The following is a 16,378-nucleotide window of genomic DNA, read 5'->3' as shown; positions in this document are numbered from 1 at the left end:
GCGACCGCCGCGGTGACCGCCCGATCAGAGGTTGCCGACCTCGCGTTCGAGCCTGCGGGCCACGAGATCGCGGGCCTCCTCGCGGAGCGTGGGCCGGAAACCGGTGGGGTACACCGGATCCGCGGGCGCGTACTGCTTCAGGACCTCCTTCGCGAGGGTGATCTTGTGGACCTCGGTCGGCCCGTCGGCGATGGCCATCACCTCGGCGTAGGTGGTCATGTCGAGGAACGGGAGGTCGGTGCTGACCCCGAGGGCGCCGTGCAGATGCAGTGCGCGGCGGGCGATGTCGTTCATGACCGTCGGCATGGCCACCTTGATGGCGGCGATGTCCTTGCGGACCGCGCGGTAGTCCTGGGCCTGGTCGATGCGCCAGGCCGTCCGCAGCACGAGCAGGCGGAACTGCTCCATCTGGATCCAGCTGTCGGCGATGCGCTCCTGGGTCATCTGGAAGCCGCCGAGCACCCCCTTGCGGGCCGGACGGGAGACCGCGCGCTCACACATCATGTCGAAGGCCTTGCGGACCAACGCGACCGTGCGCATCGCGTGGTGCACGCGGCCGCCGCCGAGGCGGGTCTGCGCGACGACGAAACCCGCGCCCTCCGCGCCGAGCAGATGATCGGCGGGTACCCGGACGTCGGTGAACCGCAGGTGCCCCTCGTGTTCGCTGAAGCCGGGCACGGTGAAATTGCGCACCAGTTCGAGGCCGGGGGCGTCTGCCGGGACGATGAACATCGACAGCCGCAGATGCGGTTCGGCGGACGGGTCGGTCACCACCATCACGATGTGGAAGGTGGCGAACTCGGCGCAGGAGTTGAACCACTTCTCGCCGTTGATGACCCACTCGTCACCGTCGCGGACGGCGGTGGTCCGGAACGCGGTCGGGTCCGAGCCGCCGGTGGGCTCGGTCATCACGTAGCAGGAGCCGATCTCCCCGTCGAGCAGTGGCCGCAGGTACCGCTCCTTCTGCTCCGCGGTGCCGAAGTGCGCCAGGATCTCGGCGTTGCCGGAATCCGGTGCCTGACAACCGAAGACGAGCGGCGCCCACATGGACGTGCCGAGCACCTCGTTGAGTAGAGCGAGTTTCAGCTGACCGTAACCGGGTCCGCCCAATTCGGGGCCGAGGTGGCAGGCCCACAGTCCCTGGTCCTTCACCTGCTGCTGCAGTGGCCGCATCAGCGCCCTGATCTCGGGATCGGTCCGGTCGTACGGGTTGGGGTAGATCAGATCCAGTGGCTCGACCTCGGTGCGGACGAAGTCCGCGACCCAGTCGAGCTTGCGCTGGTACTCCGGGTCGGTCTCGAAATCCCACGCCATGATCAGCCTTTCGGATCGGTGTCCGTGGCGCTGAGCCCGGACAGGACGGTGTCGGTGAGGATGTCGGCGATCTCGGCGGGGGAGTGCGCGCCGCGTTCGCGGTACCAGAAGCCGAGCGAGTTCAGCATGCCGAGCAGGCCGTTGGTGACGACGTGATCGGCGGTGCGCAGCCGCCCCGTGGCGTGTCCCGCGTCGATCACCTCCTGCCAGCGGTGCTGGAGGCGATCGCGCAGCCGCTGCAGCTCGACGGCGCGTTCGCCGGTGAGCGCGTCGGCGTCGCGCAGGTGCACCGCGACCGCCCGGCGATGGGTGACGATCAGCTCCACGTGACTGCGGATGAGCAAGCGCAACGTCTCGACCGGGTCGGTGCTCGCGTCGGCGATGCGCTCGGCGTCGGCGAGCAGCAGGCGGGTGTAGTCGGCGAGGATCTCCCACAGCAGCTCCTCCTTGGAGCCGATGTGGTAGTACAGCGCGCCGCGCTGGACATCGGCCCGCGCGCCGATCTCGGCGACGCCGGTGCCGTGGAAGCCGCGCTCGGCGAACAGGTCCAGCGCGGCGGCCCGGATGCGGTCGCGGGTGTCGGCCGCGCCACGATCGGTGGCGGGTGGGCGGCCCCGGCGGCGGACCGGGGCGACGGGTTCGCCGGATCGCGCGCCGTCCACCGTGCCTCCACTCCACCGGGCGACCTGGGACGAGCCGCCGAGAAATGTTCCGGTCAGTACATTAATTCTCCGGGTGCCTACAATCAAGGGGTGGGCCGCCACGCCCACGCGTCGACCTCGGCGTCTCGGCGTGGCGGAATGGACGGCGGTTCCACGGCGTTCGAACCCACACGAGGTGTCACCACTACCCACGGGTAACATGACATCGACTTTTCCCACCCGGCTTTCTCAAAAGTGAGGCAGTAGATGACAGAGCGGATTCAGGTCGGCGGGCTCCAGGTGGCCAGCGTTCTCCACGATTTCATCGAGAACGAGGCGCTCCCCGGTACCGGCGTAGATTCCGCCGCGTTCTGGGCCGGAGCCGAGCAGGTTATCAACGACCTCGCCCCGCGCAACCGCGCCCTGCTGGCCGAACGCGACGAGATCCAGGGCAAGCTCGACGCCTGGCACCAGGAGAGCCCGGGCGCCGGCTACGACAAGGGCGCCTACAAGCAGTTCCTGACCGAGATCGGTTACCTGCGCCCCGAGCCCGCCCCGTTCCAGATCGGCACCGGCAACGTCGACGCCGAGATCGCCACCACCGCGGGCCCGCAGCTCGTGGTGCCGGTGATGAACGCGCGCTTCGCGATCAACGCCGCCAACGCGCGGTGGGGTTCGCTCTACGACGCGCTCTACGGCACCGACGCCATCTCCGAGGCCAACGGCGCCGAGAAGGGCACCGGCTACAACCGCGTGCGCGGCGACAAGGTCATCGAGTGGGGCCGTAACTTCCTCGACGACGCCGTCACCCTGATCACCGGCTCGCACATCGGTTCGTCGTACTACAAGATCGTCGACGGCGAGCTCGAGATCGGCCTGGAAGACGGCACCGACATCGGCCTGGCCGACCCGTCGCAGCTCGTCGGCTACCTGGGCGACCCCGAGGCCCCGACCTCGGTGCTGCTCAAGCACAACGGCCTGCACATCGAGATCCAGATCGACGCGAACTCGCCGATCGGCTCGACCGACACCGCCGGTGTCAAGGACATCGTGCTCGAGTCCGCGCTCACCACGATCATGGACTTCGAGGACTCGGTCGCCGCGGTCGACGCCGAGGACAAGGTCGTCTGTTACCGCAACTGGCTCGGCCTGAACAAGGGCGACCTGGCCGAAGAGGTCACCAAGAACGGCAAGACCTTCACCCGCACCATGAACCCCGACCGCGTCTACACCGCGCTCGACGGCTCGGAGCTGGTGCTGCACGGCCGTTCGCTGCTGTTCGTGCGCAACGTGGGCCACCTGATGACCTCCGACGCGATCATCGACGCCGAGGGCAACGAGGTCCCCGAGGGCATCATGGACGGCCTGATCACCTCGCTGATCGCCGTGCACTCGCTCAACGGCACCGCGGCGCTGGCCAACACCCGCACCGGCTCGGTCTACATCGTGAAGCCGAAGATGCACGGCCCCGACGAGGCCGCGTTCACCAACGAGCTGTTCGGCCGGATCGAGGACGTCCTCGGCCTGACCCGCAACACCCTCAAGGTCGGCATCATGGACGAGGAGCGCCGCACCACGGTCAACCTCGCCGCGTCGATCGAGGCCGCCAAGGAGCGCGTGGTGTTCATCAACACCGGCTTCCTGGACCGCACCGGCGACGAGATCCACACCTCCATGGAGGCCGGGCCGATGGTCCGCAAGGCCGAGATGAAGGCCCAGACCTGGATCGCGTCCTACGAGGACTGGAACGTCGACACCGGCCTGGCCAAGGGCCTGCCCGGCAAGGCCCAGATCGGCAAGGGCATGTGGGCCATGCCCGACCTGATGGCCGGCATGCTCGAGCAGAAGATCGTGCACCCGAAGTCGGGCGCCAACACCGCGTGGGTGCCCTCGCCGACCGCCGCCACCCTGCACGCCACCCACTACCACCTGGTGGACGTGTTCAAGCGGCAGTCCGAGATCGCCAAGGGCGGCCCGCGCGCCACCGTCGACCAGATCCTGGAGATCCCGCTGGCCCAGTCCACCGACTGGTCCGACGAGGAGAAGCGCCAGGAGCTGGACAACAACTCCCAGGGCATCCTGGGCTACGTCGTCCGCTGGATCGACCACGGTGTCGGCTGCTCCAAGGTGCCCGACATCAACGACATCGGCCTGATGGAAGACCGTGCCACCCTGCGCATCTCGAGCCAGCTGGTCGCCAACTGGCTGCGCCACGGCATCGTCTCCGAGGCCGACGTGATCGCCAGCCTCGAGCGCATGGCCCCCGTCGTCGACCGCCAGAACGCCGGCGACAAGGCCTACACCCCGATGGCCCCGAACTTCGACGCCAGCATCGCCTTCCAGGCCGCCAAGGAACTGGTCCTCGAGGGCACCAAGCAGCCCAACGGCTACACCGAGCCGATCCTGCACCGCCGTCGTCGCGAGTACAAGGCCGCGCAGAAGTAGGACTGTCGAGTGTGTGAAAAGTAGCTCGTAGCAGTACTTTTCGCTTGCGGCCCCGCCTCGGAGAAATCCGGTGTGGGGCCGCTGTCTTCACCGGGGATCACCCTGGATACCGGCTCATCACCCTCAAAACGGTCACAAAAACGGTCGCACAATGATGCGCCGACATCGTCTGCAAAAGTTGACCTTCCACCGGGTTTGCGTCTCTCCTCGCGCGCCTGAAGACCTGTCGAGTGTTCTTTAAGCCGATAGCGCATCCTCGGCTGAACGCCGATCTTGTCCGCGCGGTGCCATCTGGTCACATGCGGGCGTCGGCTCGACCTCACACGGTGGCGGAAGCTGCTGGATCAGGCCCGGTCGACGAGTGCCGCGCGCAGCGCGTCGCGTTGACTCGCGAAGAACGACCGCGACACCGGTGCCTTTGGTAGGACCAGGTCGAAACCATGGAATGCGCCCGTGACGATCTCGACGGTGCACGGGACGCCGGCGTCGGCCAGGCGTTTCGCGTACGCCGTGGACTCGTCGTGGAACAAGTCGGCGGTGCCGACGCCGATCCAGGCGGGCGCGGTTCCGGAAAGGTCGGTGCGGCGTGCCGGTACGGCGATCTCCGGGTCGGTGTCGCCGAGGTAGGCGGCCCAGCCGAAGTGGTTGCTGCGCCGATCCCACAACCGCCATCGGGTGTCGTCCAGGTCGGACCGGGCCGAGGTTCGGTCGTCGAGCATGGGATAGACCAGCAGTTGAAATACGGGCGCGACCTCCTCGCGGTCCCGGGCGAGCAGCGCGAGGGCCGCGGCGAGGCCGCCGCCCGCGCTGGCGCCGCCGATCGCGACCCGTCGCGCATCGATGTCCGAGCGCCGCGCGAGCCAGGTCATCGCGTCGTAGCAGTCCTCGAGGCCTGCGGGATACGGATGCTCGGGGGCGAGCCGGTAGTCCACCGCGGCAACGACTATGCCCAGGGACTCGGCGAGATCGCGGCACACCGCGTCGTCCTGTTCCGGCACTCCGAAGACGTACCCTCCGCCGTGAATCCACAACAGAGCGGGGAGCGGACCGGTCATCGGGTGGCGCGGGCGGTGGAGCCTGATCCGGACCCCTGCATCAGTGGTCGCCTCGGTGGCATAGGGAGAGGAGCGCAGCTGCAGAATGCGGACAAGCCTGCGCAATAGCGGCAGTGACCTGCGGGAAATGGCGCGGCTCGGCGCGACCGCCGCCACCGAACGCAGGTCCGGATGGAAGTCGTGCAGTGAGAACCTGGCCCGGAGTAGTTTCCATCCGGGGGTGGAGGTGTGGCGATCCACGGTCGGTCTCCCCATGTCGCTGATGGTATCAAGCAATATAGAACGTGTTCTAGTTTCTCGGCGAATTGCGCCGCGCCGGATGCAGGCCGCCGTACTTCCGGCGCGGTCGCGATGATCCTCCCACCGGTGCTCTCCCTCGGGTAGGGGAGCACCGGCCCGGCGCGCTACACCGGATCGGGCGCGGCCTGCGCGGCCAGCAGTGTGGGCGCGGGGTTGGCGATCGGCAGGCCGAGGAACCGGCGCGCGTTGTCGCCCATGAAGTCGTAGGTCCGCTGCACGTCCATGTCCTCGGCGTACTTCCAGTAGCCGAGGGGCTCGGCGAGACCCTCCGGGTGCGGGTAGTCCGACCCGAAGAGCACCTTGTCCCAGCCGACCGTGTCGACCACATCGGCGACGCAGCCTTCCCAGAACGGGCTCACCCAGATGTTGCGCCGGAACACCTCGTGTGGGTGCTCGGGGAAGTTCTGCGGCATCTTCTTGTAGAGGTCCTCGAAGTCGTGGAACAGCGGCTGGATCCACGAGCTGCCGTTCTCGACGCTGGCGATCCGAAGATTCGGGAACCGGGTCAGGGTTCCGTGGCAGATGAGGCTGGTGATCATGTCGGCGATCTCGCGATGCCCCAGGGTCATCCACCGGAACGAGCTCTGCGCCATGAAGTTCGCCGTGTGCGGCGGTTCCCAGCGGGCGATGTAGCTGTCGAGTGGCGGGTAGCTCGCGTGCAGGACCACGGGCAGGCCGGCGGATTCCACATCGCGCCAGAAGGGATCGAACTCCGGCAGGGCGGGCGAACGCCAGCCGTGTAGCCCGTTGACCGGTCCGGGCTTAATCAGCACGGCTTTGGCGCCGTGGTCGAGGACATAGGCGAGTTCCCGCTGTGCCGCGTCGACTTCGGACAGGTTGATGATCGGCGTGGAGAACACGCGGTTCTCGTAGTTGTAGGTCCAGTGTTCGGCCATCCACTGGTTGAGGGCGTGGATGATCGCCAGCGTCAGCGCGGGATCGTCGGCGGCCGAATGCTCGACCAGACTGGCCAGAGTGGGGTAGTTCAGCGCTTCGACCACACCCTGGCGATCGAGCTCGGCGATCCGGTCCGCCGGGTTCCGGGTTCCCGAGGGCGCGTCGATCGCGGGGCCCTGCATCTCGCGCAGGGTGAGTCCCTCGGTGTTCTCCCCGGCGAAGAACTTCTCGTGCGCGCCGGGGGCGGCCACCCGCTCGAAGGTCGGGTTCGGGATGAAGTCGGTGACCTGGTTGTTGATCACGATCCGGGTCTGGCGGCCGATCTGGGCGAACTGCACCGCACGTTCGTACCGGTCCGGCAGGTACCTCGTCAGCGCGTCGGGGTTCTCGTACATGTGCTGGTCGGCATCGAAAATCGGTGCGGCACGGAATTGTTCGTCGGTGCTGCTCACAGTCGCCCTCCTCGGGAGCTGGGTTGTCGCTCCGGGCCGCGCCGCGCGTGCGGCGAAGGCGGGACGGCCCGGTGGCCCTGGATCACCCCACGGATAATTGTCTTATTTACGGTAAACCATACAGTAATGGATCAGCGGTGGGGTCGGGGAGTCGTGCCGACGGGGAATCGCAGCAGCGACTCCTGGGCGAAGGAGGCGATCAGGGTGCCGTCCTCGCCGAAGACGTCGCCCTGGCCGTAGCAACGGCCGCGTCCGACGAGCGCCGGGCGATGGCGCAGCAGCAGCCAGCCCTCGGTGGGCATCGGGCCGTGGAACCACAGCGTGTGCGAGGTGGTGGCGGAGGTGAAGTCCCGGCCGTTGCCGTGGTGGTCGATGCCGGGAAACGATCGCAGCGCGGTCGCGATCACGTGGAGGTCGCTCGCGTAGGCCAGTAGCGCCGCACGGACGCCGGAGTCGTTGCCGGGCAAGCGCATCCACAGGTCGAAGTCGGTGCCGGCATCGCCGTCGTCGGGTGCCGAGGTCGCTCGCGTATCCCAGGGCAGGAGCTCGATCTCGACGCGGTGCTCGGGCCCGGGCACCGACAGGGCCGGGCGGTCCGGCTGATACGCGGGGCCGTCTTCGTCGCTGTGCAGGGAGATCGCGCAGGTGGCGATCGTCCGTTCACCCTGTAGCGCGGAGACTGTCAGCGCGCCGAACGAGCGCCCGAGGTGGACGGGGTCGATCAGATAGGTGACCGGGTCGTCGGTGCGCCCTTCCCTGGTGAACAGGGCATGCAGGGATTTGATCGACCGGTCCGGCGCGTAGGCGTGGGCCGCGCGCGCGAACTGGGCGAGGAGTTGGCCGCCGAACAGGCGCCGGTGCGGCAGTTGCTGATTGGGTCCGGTGAGTACCCGCGGTGCTGCGCTCGGCGCCGAGGGTGCGGTGCGGTCCGCGCGTGGATCGTGTTCGCGCAGATCCAGGCAGGTCATGAGGTCGTGCAGCACGTCGGTCACGAGCTGATGATACGTTCTACTGGAATAGTTACAGTAGCTAATTCGACAGAGCATCGTGGAGGGTCGGATGACAGGGAACCGCGGCTCGAAGTGGCTCGGCGCAGCCCGTGTCTGGGCGCTGCTGGTGGCCTGTCTCGCGGTCGGGCTCGTGATCGCAGGCATGGTCGCGCTCTACGGAGCCCTGCCGAGCATCGCCACCGCGACCGGCGCCTCACAGCAGCAATTGACCTGGATCGCCGATTCCTACACCCTCGCACTGGCCTGCCTGGTGCTGCCGGGTGGCGCCCTCGGTGATCGGTACGGGCGCCGCCGGATGATGGTGGCGGGCTTGATCGTTCTGGCCGCCGGTTCGCTGATCCCGCTGGTGGTATCGGGCCCGGTCTGGCTCATCGCCGCGCGTGCGGTCACCGGTGCCGGCGCCGCGCTGGTCATGCCGTCGACCCTGTCGTTGCTGACCGCGGAGTTTCCCGCATCGCGCCGTGGGCTGGCGGTCGGAATCTGGGCGGCGGCGGTGGCCTGTGGTGGCGCGATCGGGCTGCTGGGTGCGGGCGCCCTGCTCGTGTGGTGGTCGTGGACGGCCATTCTCGTTGCGATGGCCGGTGCCGGGCTGATCCTGGCCGTGGCCGCGTGCACGGTGGCTGAATCCGTCGAGGAGTCGCGGCTCCGGTTCGACACGGCCGGTGCGGTGGTCGGGGCGGTGGCCGTCGGTTCGGTGGTGTTCGCGGCGTCGGAGGTGCCGTTGGTCGGGTGGAGCGATCCGCTCGTGCTGGTTCTCCTCGCGGTCGGTCTCGGCGCCGCTGCGTTGTTCGTCGCGGTGGAGTTGCGGGCGGATGCGCCGATGCTGGATGTGCGGCTCTTCGCCGACCGGCGTTTCGGTTCGGGAGCGTTCACCATCACGGCCCAGTTCCTCGTGGTGTTCGGCGTTTTCATGCTGGTCGTGCAGTATCTGCAGCTCGTGCTCGGGTACGGCCCGCTGGGCGCCGCACTGGCGGTGGCGCCGATCATGGTTCCCCTGATGCTTGTCTCACCGGTCGCCCCGTGGCTGTCGGAGCGCGTCGGGTTGCGCGCGATGATGGCGTCCGGGCTGGCAGTGACCGCGGTGGGCATGTACGGCTTGGCCCGGCTGTCGGTAGGCAGTGGGTATCTGGACCTGCTGTGGGCGTTGGTCGTGATCGGCTTCGGCATCGCGCTGTCCGCGACACCGGCCACGGCGGCCATCGTCGGCGCGGTGCCGACGCACAAGCACGGTGTCGCCGCGGCTGTGAACGATGCGACCCGTGAGGTGGGTGCGGCGATCGGGATCGCGGTCGTCGGGAGTCTGCTCGCTGCCGGGTATCGGGAGCGGATCGGCCCGGTGGTGGCGGCGCTGCCGCTGGAGTTGCGCGCGCCGGTGGCGGCCTCGCCTGCCGCGGCGCTGGAGGCGGCCGGGGTCTTCGGGCCCGCGGCGCGTCCGCTCGTCGAGCCGATCGAGGAGGCGTTCGTCCACGGGTCGGGCGCGGCGGCCACGGTGCTGGGGACCGGTGTGCTCGCCGCGGCTGTGGTCACCGTCTTTTGGGCGCCCGGCCGAGAGCGCTCCGCCGCCACCGATTCCGGGGTGGGCGAGCAGGCGTCCGAGTCCGCCCCGAACGACGCGCCGATCGTGGTCACCGGGAAAACGGCCGAGACGAACAGTTGACTGAATTATTTACTGTAATATCGACAGTAACTAGTTCACCCGAGAGGATGGTGCTCGATGGTCGATCGCAACGGCGCCGGAACCGGCTCGCGTCGGTTTCCCGGTACGGATGACGACGAGCCCGTCCTCGGTGATCTGATCGGCACCACGACCCACGACCTGCTCGACTATTTCGAGAAGTGCCCGTCGTGCGGATACGCGGCGCAGGCGTCGGTCACCACGCGCGCCTTCTCCCGGGGTGTCGTGGAGCGCAGGCTCTTTCGCACTTGTGGCCTGCCCTGCGGTTGGCACGTCTCGACAGCCGAGATCGTCGACGCGGTGCCGCTGACGCACTGCCGTGGGGTGGGCCGGCGAGCGGTGGCTACGTCGCAGCCCGGGTGAGGAACGTCCGGCGGACCACGCTGGCCGAGCCGGCGGCGAGGCCATCGCGCAGCGGTTCGTGGAGCAGCACGAGGTCGGCGGGACCGCCCGGCTGGACGCGCCGGGGCCGGCCGCCGGGATCGTCCAGCGGTGCGAGGTAGGCATCGAGTGCCTGTGTGGGAGAGAGACATTCCTCCGGACCGAGGACCTCGCCCGCATCCGGGCGGCGATGGACGGCGGCCGCGATGACGGCCCAGGGATCCATAGGGCCGTATGGTGCGTCACTCGACAGCGCGACACCCACCCCGGCGTCGAGCAGGGTGCGACAGCGGTACAGATCGGCCAGATCGTCGTCGGCGAGGTGGTCGCGGTAGTAGCTGCCACGCTGGGCGAGAAATCCGGGCTGGGTGACCACGCGCACGCCCCGGCTCGCGAGGGCGTCGATGATGTCGGCGGGCACGATGGCCGCGTGCTCGATACGGTCTCCGGGAAACGACCCGGCGACCTCCAGCGCGGCCATCAGCAGGACCAGCGCCTCGCGGGTCACACAGTGGACCGCGACAGCGCGGCGGTCCGCGTGCGCGGTGCGGACACGCGCGACGAGGTCGTCGAACAGCGGGAGTCCGGAATCGGCCAGCACGATCTTGTAGGGTCCGGCGCTGACGCGATTGGGGTACTCCCACGCGCCGCCGAGTGGGGTGCCCAGCAGCGAAACCCGTTGGGGTAGAGCACCATCGGCCACGGCGGAGATCAGCGCCGCGTGCGACCGGTCGGACAGGTCGGGCGTGGCGTCGGTGACCCCGGTGATCCCGAATCCCGTGAGGGTCGCACCCACTCCGTCGAGCCGCGGTGGCCCGGTGCGCGGCAGCCGGGTGCGCAGCCACGGGTCCGCACGCCAGATCCGGCCGGTCGGTAGCCCGTCGGTGCCGCATTCGACGCCCGGATGCGCGGGACCGCTGATTTCCGCGGCGGTGAGGGCGGCGGTGTTGAGGATCCACATCGCGCCGCTGCGATGCTGAATGCGGACTGGGCGCGCGGAATACAGCGCGTCCAGTGCCGCCGCGTCGAGATCGCCCGCGACGGTGTCGACGTAGCCGGTGCCGCGCACCCAGCCGTGTTCGTCACCGGGCGCGGCTGCCAACGCCGTCGCGAGGGCGGCGCGGTCCCGGACCGTGGGTGGTCCGCACGCCGTGGAGGTCGCGTCGGCGGCAATGGCGTGCAGGTGCAGGTGATGGTCGTGGAGACCGGGGATCAGCGCACCGCCGTGTGCGTGGATCACCTCGGCGGCATCTCGGGCGGACAGGTTCCGGCCGAGCTGATCCACGCGTCCGTCGCGGAGCCGCACATCCAGATCGGGGACGCCGTCGACCTCGGCGTGCCGGATCACGATGACGGTCACGGGACCGGAATCCGGAGGGAGCCGAGCACTCCGGCGGTGTCGGCGCCGGATTCCGGTGCGGGACCGGCCGGTGCCCGGGGAGTGGGGTCGGCCACCGGCACGGGGCCCGCCTCGGTGTCGGCGATCCACTGCTCGCCGTGGCGCCGGAGGTGTACGGCCGGTTCGTCGGTCAGAGTCGCCGTGACGACGTCGGTCATCGAGAGGTCCCAGAGCACGCCGGATCCGTCGGCAGGCGCCGAGGCCGCGAGCGCGGCGGCGGTGATCCCGGTCAGCGGGTCCGCGATCGCGTCACCGACGAACACCGGTGTGTTCGTGCCGATGTCGTGGGCGAGCAGACCCGCGGCCGCGGCGATATCGTCGCCGAAACCCACCCGGTGCGAGGATCGGCCCGCCGCCGTGATCGACAGCCAGGAGGTCCCGCGCGCGACCGCGCGGGCGGCATCGAGGCCGAATCCGGCCAGCGCCCTGGGCCGGGAGGACTCGATGACGATGTCGGCCGCGTCGACGAGCGCTGCCAGCGCGCGCCTGCCACCCGGTTCCCCGGGATCGAGCACCACGGATTCGTGGCCGTGGTGCAGCAGCGCGTAGAACTCGGGATTGCCCCGCCGCGCGCCGTCCGGGCGGTGGGGCGTTTCGACCTTGACGACGCGGGCACCGGCCAGCCCGAGCAGATGCGCGCAGAGCGGACCCGCCCACAGCGCGCTGAAATCCACGACGAGGAGTCCGGCGACCGGGCGAGCGGTCATTCCGGGCCATGGCGTTGCAGCGGGCGGGCGGAGGTCGGAGGTACCCGGGAGCCCCGGGACCGTGCTGCCGGCGCGGGTGCGGACGGGACCTGCCGCGAGACCGAGCAGTTCGGCGCGATGCCCCAGCTCGGTGCCGGGATGCTCGCGAGCCCAGCGCGTCAGCGCGGGCCAGGGATCCGCGCCGTCGAGGTTCACGCCGACGAGCGCGCCGATCAGGTCGGGGTCACCGGGCCTGGCACAGGACACCGCGGCCCAGCCGTCGGTGGTGCGCAGCAGCCGGCAATGGCGGCCCGCCGAGACCGCGCCACCGCGGCGCAGCCCGGTGAGCGCGGCGCGTTCGCCGAGCAGACGCGCGCCGTCGAGCCCGATCGGTGTCCCGGTAGCGGAAGCGAGAACGGAGATCAGCTCCCGAGCGTGCGTCGCGGCCCGTCCGGGCGGCATCAGCACGGGCCCGTCGGGCCGTCCGGTCAGCGCGACCACGCCACTGTCGGACCAGTCCACCACCGGTGAACCGGACTCGGGCGAGCGGGGGAAAAGCACAGCTCGATACTAGGGCGAAGGACGCGACAGCCGCCGTGCCACGATGAGCCGGTGAGCCGATATGTGAGCGACCCGGCGCCGGTGGACTTCGAACTCGACCTCGACGCGGACGGAACGCCGGTACAGCCACTGCTGGTCCTGCCGCTGGACGACTGGGCCGACGCGTCGCCCGCCCGGATCGCCGACACGGCGGCCCTGCTGTCGGGATCACTCCGCCTCACCGTCGGTGTCCTGCGTGGCACGGCACCGCCCGCGGTGACCCCGCTCCTGGACGCGCTGACCCTGACTCTGAGCGACGGTCCGGAGGTATCCCGCCAGGTCGTGACCCACCCCGATCCCGACGCGGCGGTGCGGCAGCTCGAGGAAGCGACGCGACACAACCCGCGGGCGAGCGTGGCATTGGGCAGGCTCCTGCGCCAGACCGGCGTCGCGGACACCACCGTGGCACTCAGCAGCGAGGCCGCGGTGTACTCGATGCTGCTGGCGGGCAGCGAGTTCCGGACCTGGCTACGCAACCGGGGCGGTCCGCGTCCGGTGACCTTCCCGGACCGCCCACTGGTGCGATTCGACCGGTCCGGCGCGGAGCTCGCGCTCGTTCTCGATCACGCCGAACGTCGCAACGCCCTGAGCGCGCGCCTGCGCGAGGAACTCCTGGAGGTGCTGCGCCTGGCCGAACTCGACCCCGCCGTCGAGCGGGTGCGGATAGCCGGGGCGGGCCCGGTGTTCTGCAGTGGCGGCGATCTCGACGAGTTCGGCACCGCCACCGACGTCGTCGCCGCCTACGAGGTCCGGCTCGAGCGCGCGCCGTGGCGCATCATCGACCGGCTGCGCGATCGGACAATCGTGCACGTCCAGGGCGCGTGCATCGGCGCGGGCATCGAGATGGCGGCCTTCGCCGGACAGCTGATCGCGGCGCCGTGCACCCAGTTCCGGTTGCCCGAGATCGCGATGGGACTGGTCCCCGGCGCCGGGGGCACGGTGAGCATCCCCCGGCGGACCGGGCGTTGGCGCGCGGCCTGGATGATGCTCACCGGCGACCCCATCGATACCGCGACGGCGTTGCGCTGGAACCTGATCGACGACATCGGCACCGACTCGCGAGCCCACCTCTGACCGATCCGCTTCACCGCCTCACCTGATTCCGGTGGTTCGGGACGGCGATGTCACCGGCCGTCGACGAGCGCGGTCAGCACACCGAAACTGTCGTGCGCTTCCACCGCCTCGACCGCGCGACGGACACCTTCCCGGGACACCTCCAGCGGCTGCATCCGCGCACCGGCCTCGGCGGTGCACACCGCGGCCAGGAACCAGTCGGTGGCCGCTGCCCGATACAGCGTCCACCACCGCGCACCGTCGACCGCGATTCCCGCGGCGGCGAGCCGGTCGACATACCGCTGGACCAGTGCTCGCTCGATCGTGCGCAGCAAGGCAGGATCCACCGACGCGGTCAGGAAGTACGCGACATCGCGGATTCCCGCACCGGCGGACGCGATCTGCCAATCGAGGAACCCCGGCCCGTCGTCCTCGAAGAACAGGTTGCCCAGGTGTGGGTCGCCGTGCAGCAGGGTCTGTGGCAGGCTCGCCCAGAAGGTATCCATCTCGGCGCTGCGGAGATAGAAGATCCGGCAGGCCCGCGCGACCGCGTTCGGGATCATGTCGGCGGTGTGCCCCTTGATGTTTCGCAGCAGGAGCCTGCGGATCATCGTCCCCAGGTGCGTCTCTACCGCCGGGCGGTGGGCGAGGGGAGCGAGATCGCCCGCGAAGCGGTCGCTGTTCCAGAACGCCGAGTGCAGGGCGGCCATCGCGTCGACGACCGCTTCGGCCTCGGCTCGGCTCACTGTGTCGACGACGGTCCGGAACCGTGCGGTCGCGGTGAGGTCCTCGAGCACCAGCGCGAAACGCGACCGCCGTGGATCCGACTCCGCCGCATGGCATCGCGGGATCCGCACCGGTGGATCTTCGCCCAGCGCCCGATAGGCGAGGACCTCCTTCTCGCCCAGCCCGAACAGATCGAGCAGGACATGCTGCGGATAGTCGCTCGGCGGCAGCTTCACGAACAGACGGTCGGGAATGCTGTCATCGTCGGCGGCGACACCGAGGCGAGCTCGCGCCGCCGTGCCCGAATGGCTGTCGAGGACGGTGATGCCCCGGATCGACCCCTCGGGCTTGCCGAGTGCGGTGGCCAGCCACGCCGGTGTGATGTCGGCGAGCTGCGAGGGCACTCGCGAAGCGCCGGGGAACCTGCGGTTGCGGGCGGTGCGCACCGCCCGGCGCGTGCCCTCGGCGAGGACACGCGCCGGGCGGGGTGTCCGCGGGTTCACCGACCGGCCCGGTCGGCCTGCTGCCGGGCGACGCGCTCGTCGTGGTGTCGCACGAGTTCGCGGAAGCCGATGCGCTCCCATCCGGGTTTCGGTTGCACACCCCACTCGTCGCGGGCGGTGGTCTGCCCGGCGCCCTCGGCCTGGCCGCCCAGCGGCGGCGCGTTGAACGCCGCGGGATATTCACAGGTCAGCGAGTCGTCGGAGTAGCGGACCTTGATCATCTCGTCACAGATCTCGTGCAGCGACAAGGTCGGCCAGCCGTACCAGAGGGCCAGCGCGGGCACGGTGAACGCGCCCTCGATGACGAGGGCGAACAGGCAGACGAAGATGCCGCGCTTGAGGAACTTGTGCATGCGGGCGAACGTCGGGGTGGTGCCGAGCGGAAGATCCTGTCCGGCACCGGTTGCTGAGTCGGTCATGAGTTGCTCCTGATAGCGGGGCCGGGTTCAGTCGGAGAAGATCTCGCGATTCACGGTGTGCAGGTAGGGGATGGCCAGGAAGGGCGTGATGTAGAAGATGTCGTAGAGCCACCAGCCGATGACCGGCAGCACGACACTGTCGAACCGGATGTCGGCGTAGACGGTCATGTTGACGATGTAGCCGACCCAGATGACCACGCCGAACCAGCAGGTCACCGTCAGCCACTGGTGTCCCCACCGCTTCATCTGCAGGAACGCGATCGCGGCGGCGACGCGCATCGGGAACACGACGAGAATGCACGCGATCTCCCAGCCCTTCTCGCCCGGCGCGCCCGATCCGCCGATCCAGAGTTCGTTGTAGTGCCACCAGTAGCCGCCGTCGAAGAAGTTGCCCCAGGCGGTGAAGAACACGCGGGTGATCAGGGTGTGGCTGGCGCCGATGTCCAGGGCCCAGCCGACCGTGTTGAGGAAGGCGTCCAGGATGACGAGATAGCCGATCAGGGTGACGATCACGGGCCGCACGGAGAGCCCCGATCGCTGGGCCCTGCGCTGGAGCAGGACCCCGCGCAGGAACAGCGGCAGGCCGAAGATCCCGAGGACATAGGTGCCCATCAGCGCGGTGCCCGCGGTGAGCCAGCGATCGGCGCGCCGCTGCGCGAGCCTGCTGTCCTCGTGGTGCTGGTCGAAGGTGACGGTTGCGGTCATGGCGGTCCCTACCAGTCCCTGGTCATGCACATCTGCATCTGGATCAGGAACATCGTCAGCAGGAAGCCGTAGATGGCGATCTGGAAGACGATCAGCGCACGCTTGCGCCGGCGATCT

The 16,378-nt window shown here is 69.4% G+C and carries 14 protein-coding genes; 4 read left to right on the top strand and 10 right to left on the bottom strand.

Annotated elements, in window-relative coordinates; genetic code table 11:
- Positions 1-24: 24 nt before the first annotated feature.
- Both ACFYWJ_RS24665 and ACFYWJ_RS24660 read right to left on the bottom strand, forming a co-directional pair.
- Positions 25-1,314, bottom strand: a complete 1,290-nt coding sequence (locus tag ACFYWJ_RS24665) for an acyl-CoA dehydrogenase family protein (RefSeq protein WP_355278441.1) — start codon at positions 1,312-1,314, stop codon at positions 25-27.
- Between the two features lie 2 nt (positions 1,315-1,316).
- A complete protein-coding gene (locus tag ACFYWJ_RS24660; protein WP_355278438.1) occupies positions 1,317-1,976 on the bottom strand; it encodes a TetR/AcrR family transcriptional regulator in 660 nt (219 codons plus the stop codon).
- Between the two features lie 246 nt (positions 1,977-2,222).
- Here ACFYWJ_RS24660 and ACFYWJ_RS24655 point away from each other — a divergent pair, with 246 nt between their 5' ends.
- The gene (locus ACFYWJ_RS24655; protein WP_355278435.1) at positions 2,223-4,400 is read left to right on the top strand and encodes a malate synthase G; all 2,178 of its coding nucleotides are present in this window, start codon (positions 2,223-2,225) and stop codon (positions 4,398-4,400) included.
- Positions 4,401-4,744: 344 nt separating this feature from the next.
- Here the strand turns inward: ACFYWJ_RS24655 and ACFYWJ_RS24650 are convergent, their stop codons facing one another.
- From ACFYWJ_RS24650 to ACFYWJ_RS24640, 3 genes are all read right to left on the bottom strand, one after another.
- Positions 4,745-5,611 (bottom strand): alpha/beta hydrolase, encoded by an 867-nt coding sequence (locus ACFYWJ_RS24650; protein WP_355278433.1) that lies wholly within the window; start codon positions 5,609-5,611, stop codon positions 4,745-4,747.
- Positions 5,612-5,859: 248 nt separating this feature from the next.
- Complete coding sequence (locus ACFYWJ_RS24645) at positions 5,860-7,047, bottom strand: amidohydrolase family protein (protein WP_355278578.1); 1,188 nt, start codon at positions 7,045-7,047, stop codon at positions 5,860-5,862.
- Between the two features lie 188 nt (positions 7,048-7,235).
- A complete protein-coding gene (locus ACFYWJ_RS24640; RefSeq protein ID WP_355278431.1) occupies positions 7,236-8,096 on the bottom strand; it encodes an acyl-CoA thioesterase domain-containing protein in 861 nt (286 codons plus the stop codon).
- 67 nt (positions 8,097-8,163) lie between these two features.
- Between ACFYWJ_RS24640 and ACFYWJ_RS24635 the strand changes: the two genes are divergently transcribed.
- Positions 8,164-9,771, top strand: a complete 1,608-nt coding sequence (locus ACFYWJ_RS24635) for an MFS transporter (RefSeq protein ID WP_355278429.1) — start codon at positions 8,164-8,166, stop codon at positions 9,769-9,771.
- 57 nt (positions 9,772-9,828) lie between these two features.
- Positions 9,829-10,152 (top strand): hypothetical protein, encoded by a 324-nt coding sequence (locus tag ACFYWJ_RS24630; RefSeq protein ID WP_355278427.1) that lies wholly within the window; start codon positions 9,829-9,831, stop codon positions 10,150-10,152.
- On the opposite strand, the gene ACFYWJ_RS24625 is transcribed toward ACFYWJ_RS24630, so the two are convergent.
- Together ACFYWJ_RS24625 and ACFYWJ_RS24620 are read right to left on the bottom strand one after the other, a co-directional pair.
- Complete coding sequence (locus tag ACFYWJ_RS24625; RefSeq protein ID WP_355278424.1) at positions 10,133-11,530, bottom strand: amidohydrolase family protein; 1,398 nt, start codon at positions 11,528-11,530, stop codon at positions 10,133-10,135. The two genes, ACFYWJ_RS24630 and ACFYWJ_RS24625, sit on opposite strands and share 20 nt — an antisense overlap.
- Complete coding sequence (locus tag ACFYWJ_RS24620; protein WP_387161782.1) at positions 11,527-12,816, bottom strand: CoA transferase; 1,290 nt, start codon at positions 12,814-12,816, stop codon at positions 11,527-11,529. The genes ACFYWJ_RS24625 and ACFYWJ_RS24620 overlap by 4 nt, the downstream gene beginning before the upstream one ends.
- Positions 12,817-12,867: 51 nt before the next feature.
- On the opposite strand from ACFYWJ_RS24620, the gene ACFYWJ_RS24615 reads away from it, so the two are divergent.
- Positions 12,868-13,929, top strand: coding sequence for an enoyl-CoA hydratase/isomerase family protein (locus ACFYWJ_RS24615; RefSeq protein WP_355278421.1), 1,062 nt, complete (start codon positions 12,868-12,870; stop codon positions 13,927-13,929).
- A 50-nt stretch (positions 13,930-13,979) separates the two neighbouring features.
- Here the strand turns inward: ACFYWJ_RS24615 and ACFYWJ_RS24610 are convergent, their stop codons facing one another.
- The 3 genes from ACFYWJ_RS24610 to ACFYWJ_RS24600 all read right to left on the bottom strand — a co-directional run bounded on the left by ACFYWJ_RS24610 (position 13,980) and on the right by ACFYWJ_RS24600 (position 16,261).
- Positions 13,980-15,038 (bottom strand): phosphotransferase, encoded by a 1,059-nt coding sequence (locus ACFYWJ_RS24610; protein ID WP_355278419.1) that lies wholly within the window; start codon positions 15,036-15,038, stop codon positions 13,980-13,982.
- A gap of 95 nt (positions 15,039-15,133) precedes the next feature.
- Positions 15,134-15,556, bottom strand: coding sequence for a hypothetical protein (locus tag ACFYWJ_RS24605; RefSeq protein WP_355278416.1), 423 nt, complete (start codon positions 15,554-15,556; stop codon positions 15,134-15,136).
- A gap of 27 nt (positions 15,557-15,583) precedes the next feature.
- On the bottom strand, positions 15,584-16,261 hold the full coding sequence (locus ACFYWJ_RS24600; protein WP_355278415.1) for a hypothetical protein: 678 nt from the start codon (positions 16,259-16,261) through the stop codon (positions 15,584-15,586).
- Positions 16,262-16,378: the final 117 nt, after the last annotated feature.

It is taken from the genome of Nocardia sp. NPDC003269, assembly GCF_042888005.1.
GTDB lineage: Bacteria > Actinomycetota > Actinomycetes > Mycobacteriales > Mycobacteriaceae > Nocardia.
The sequence above is the reverse complement of the archived record's forward strand: the minus strand, read 5'-3'. Positions and strand labels throughout refer to the sequence as shown.

What these genes read in the sequence shown, in the direction of transcription:
- ACFYWJ_RS24665 (WP_355278441.1), bottom strand. Translation starts at nt 1,314, where the DNA reads ATGGCGTGGGATTTCGAGACCGACCCGGAGTACCAGCGCAAGCTCGAC.
- ACFYWJ_RS24655 (WP_355278435.1), top strand. Translation starts at nt 2,223, where the DNA reads ATGACAGAGCGGATTCAGGTCGGCGGGCTCCAGGTGGCCAGCGTTCTC.
- ACFYWJ_RS24645 (WP_355278578.1), bottom strand. Translation starts at nt 7,047, where the DNA reads ATGTACGAGAACCCCGACGCGCTGACGAGGTACCTGCCGGACCGGTAC.
- ACFYWJ_RS24635 (WP_355278429.1), top strand. Translation starts at nt 8,164, where the DNA reads ATGACAGGGAACCGCGGCTCGAAGTGGCTCGGCGCAGCCCGTGTCTGG.
- ACFYWJ_RS24630 (WP_355278427.1), top strand. Translation starts at nt 9,829, where the DNA reads ATGGTCGATCGCAACGGCGCCGGAACCGGCTCGCGTCGGTTTCCCGGT.
- ACFYWJ_RS24605 (WP_355278416.1), bottom strand. Translation starts at nt 15,556, where the DNA reads ATGACCGACTCAGCAACCGGTGCCGGACAGGATCTTCCGCTCGGCACC.
- ACFYWJ_RS24600 (WP_355278415.1), bottom strand. Translation starts at nt 16,261, where the DNA reads ATGACCGCAACCGTCACCTTCGACCAGCACCACGAGGACAGCAGGCTC.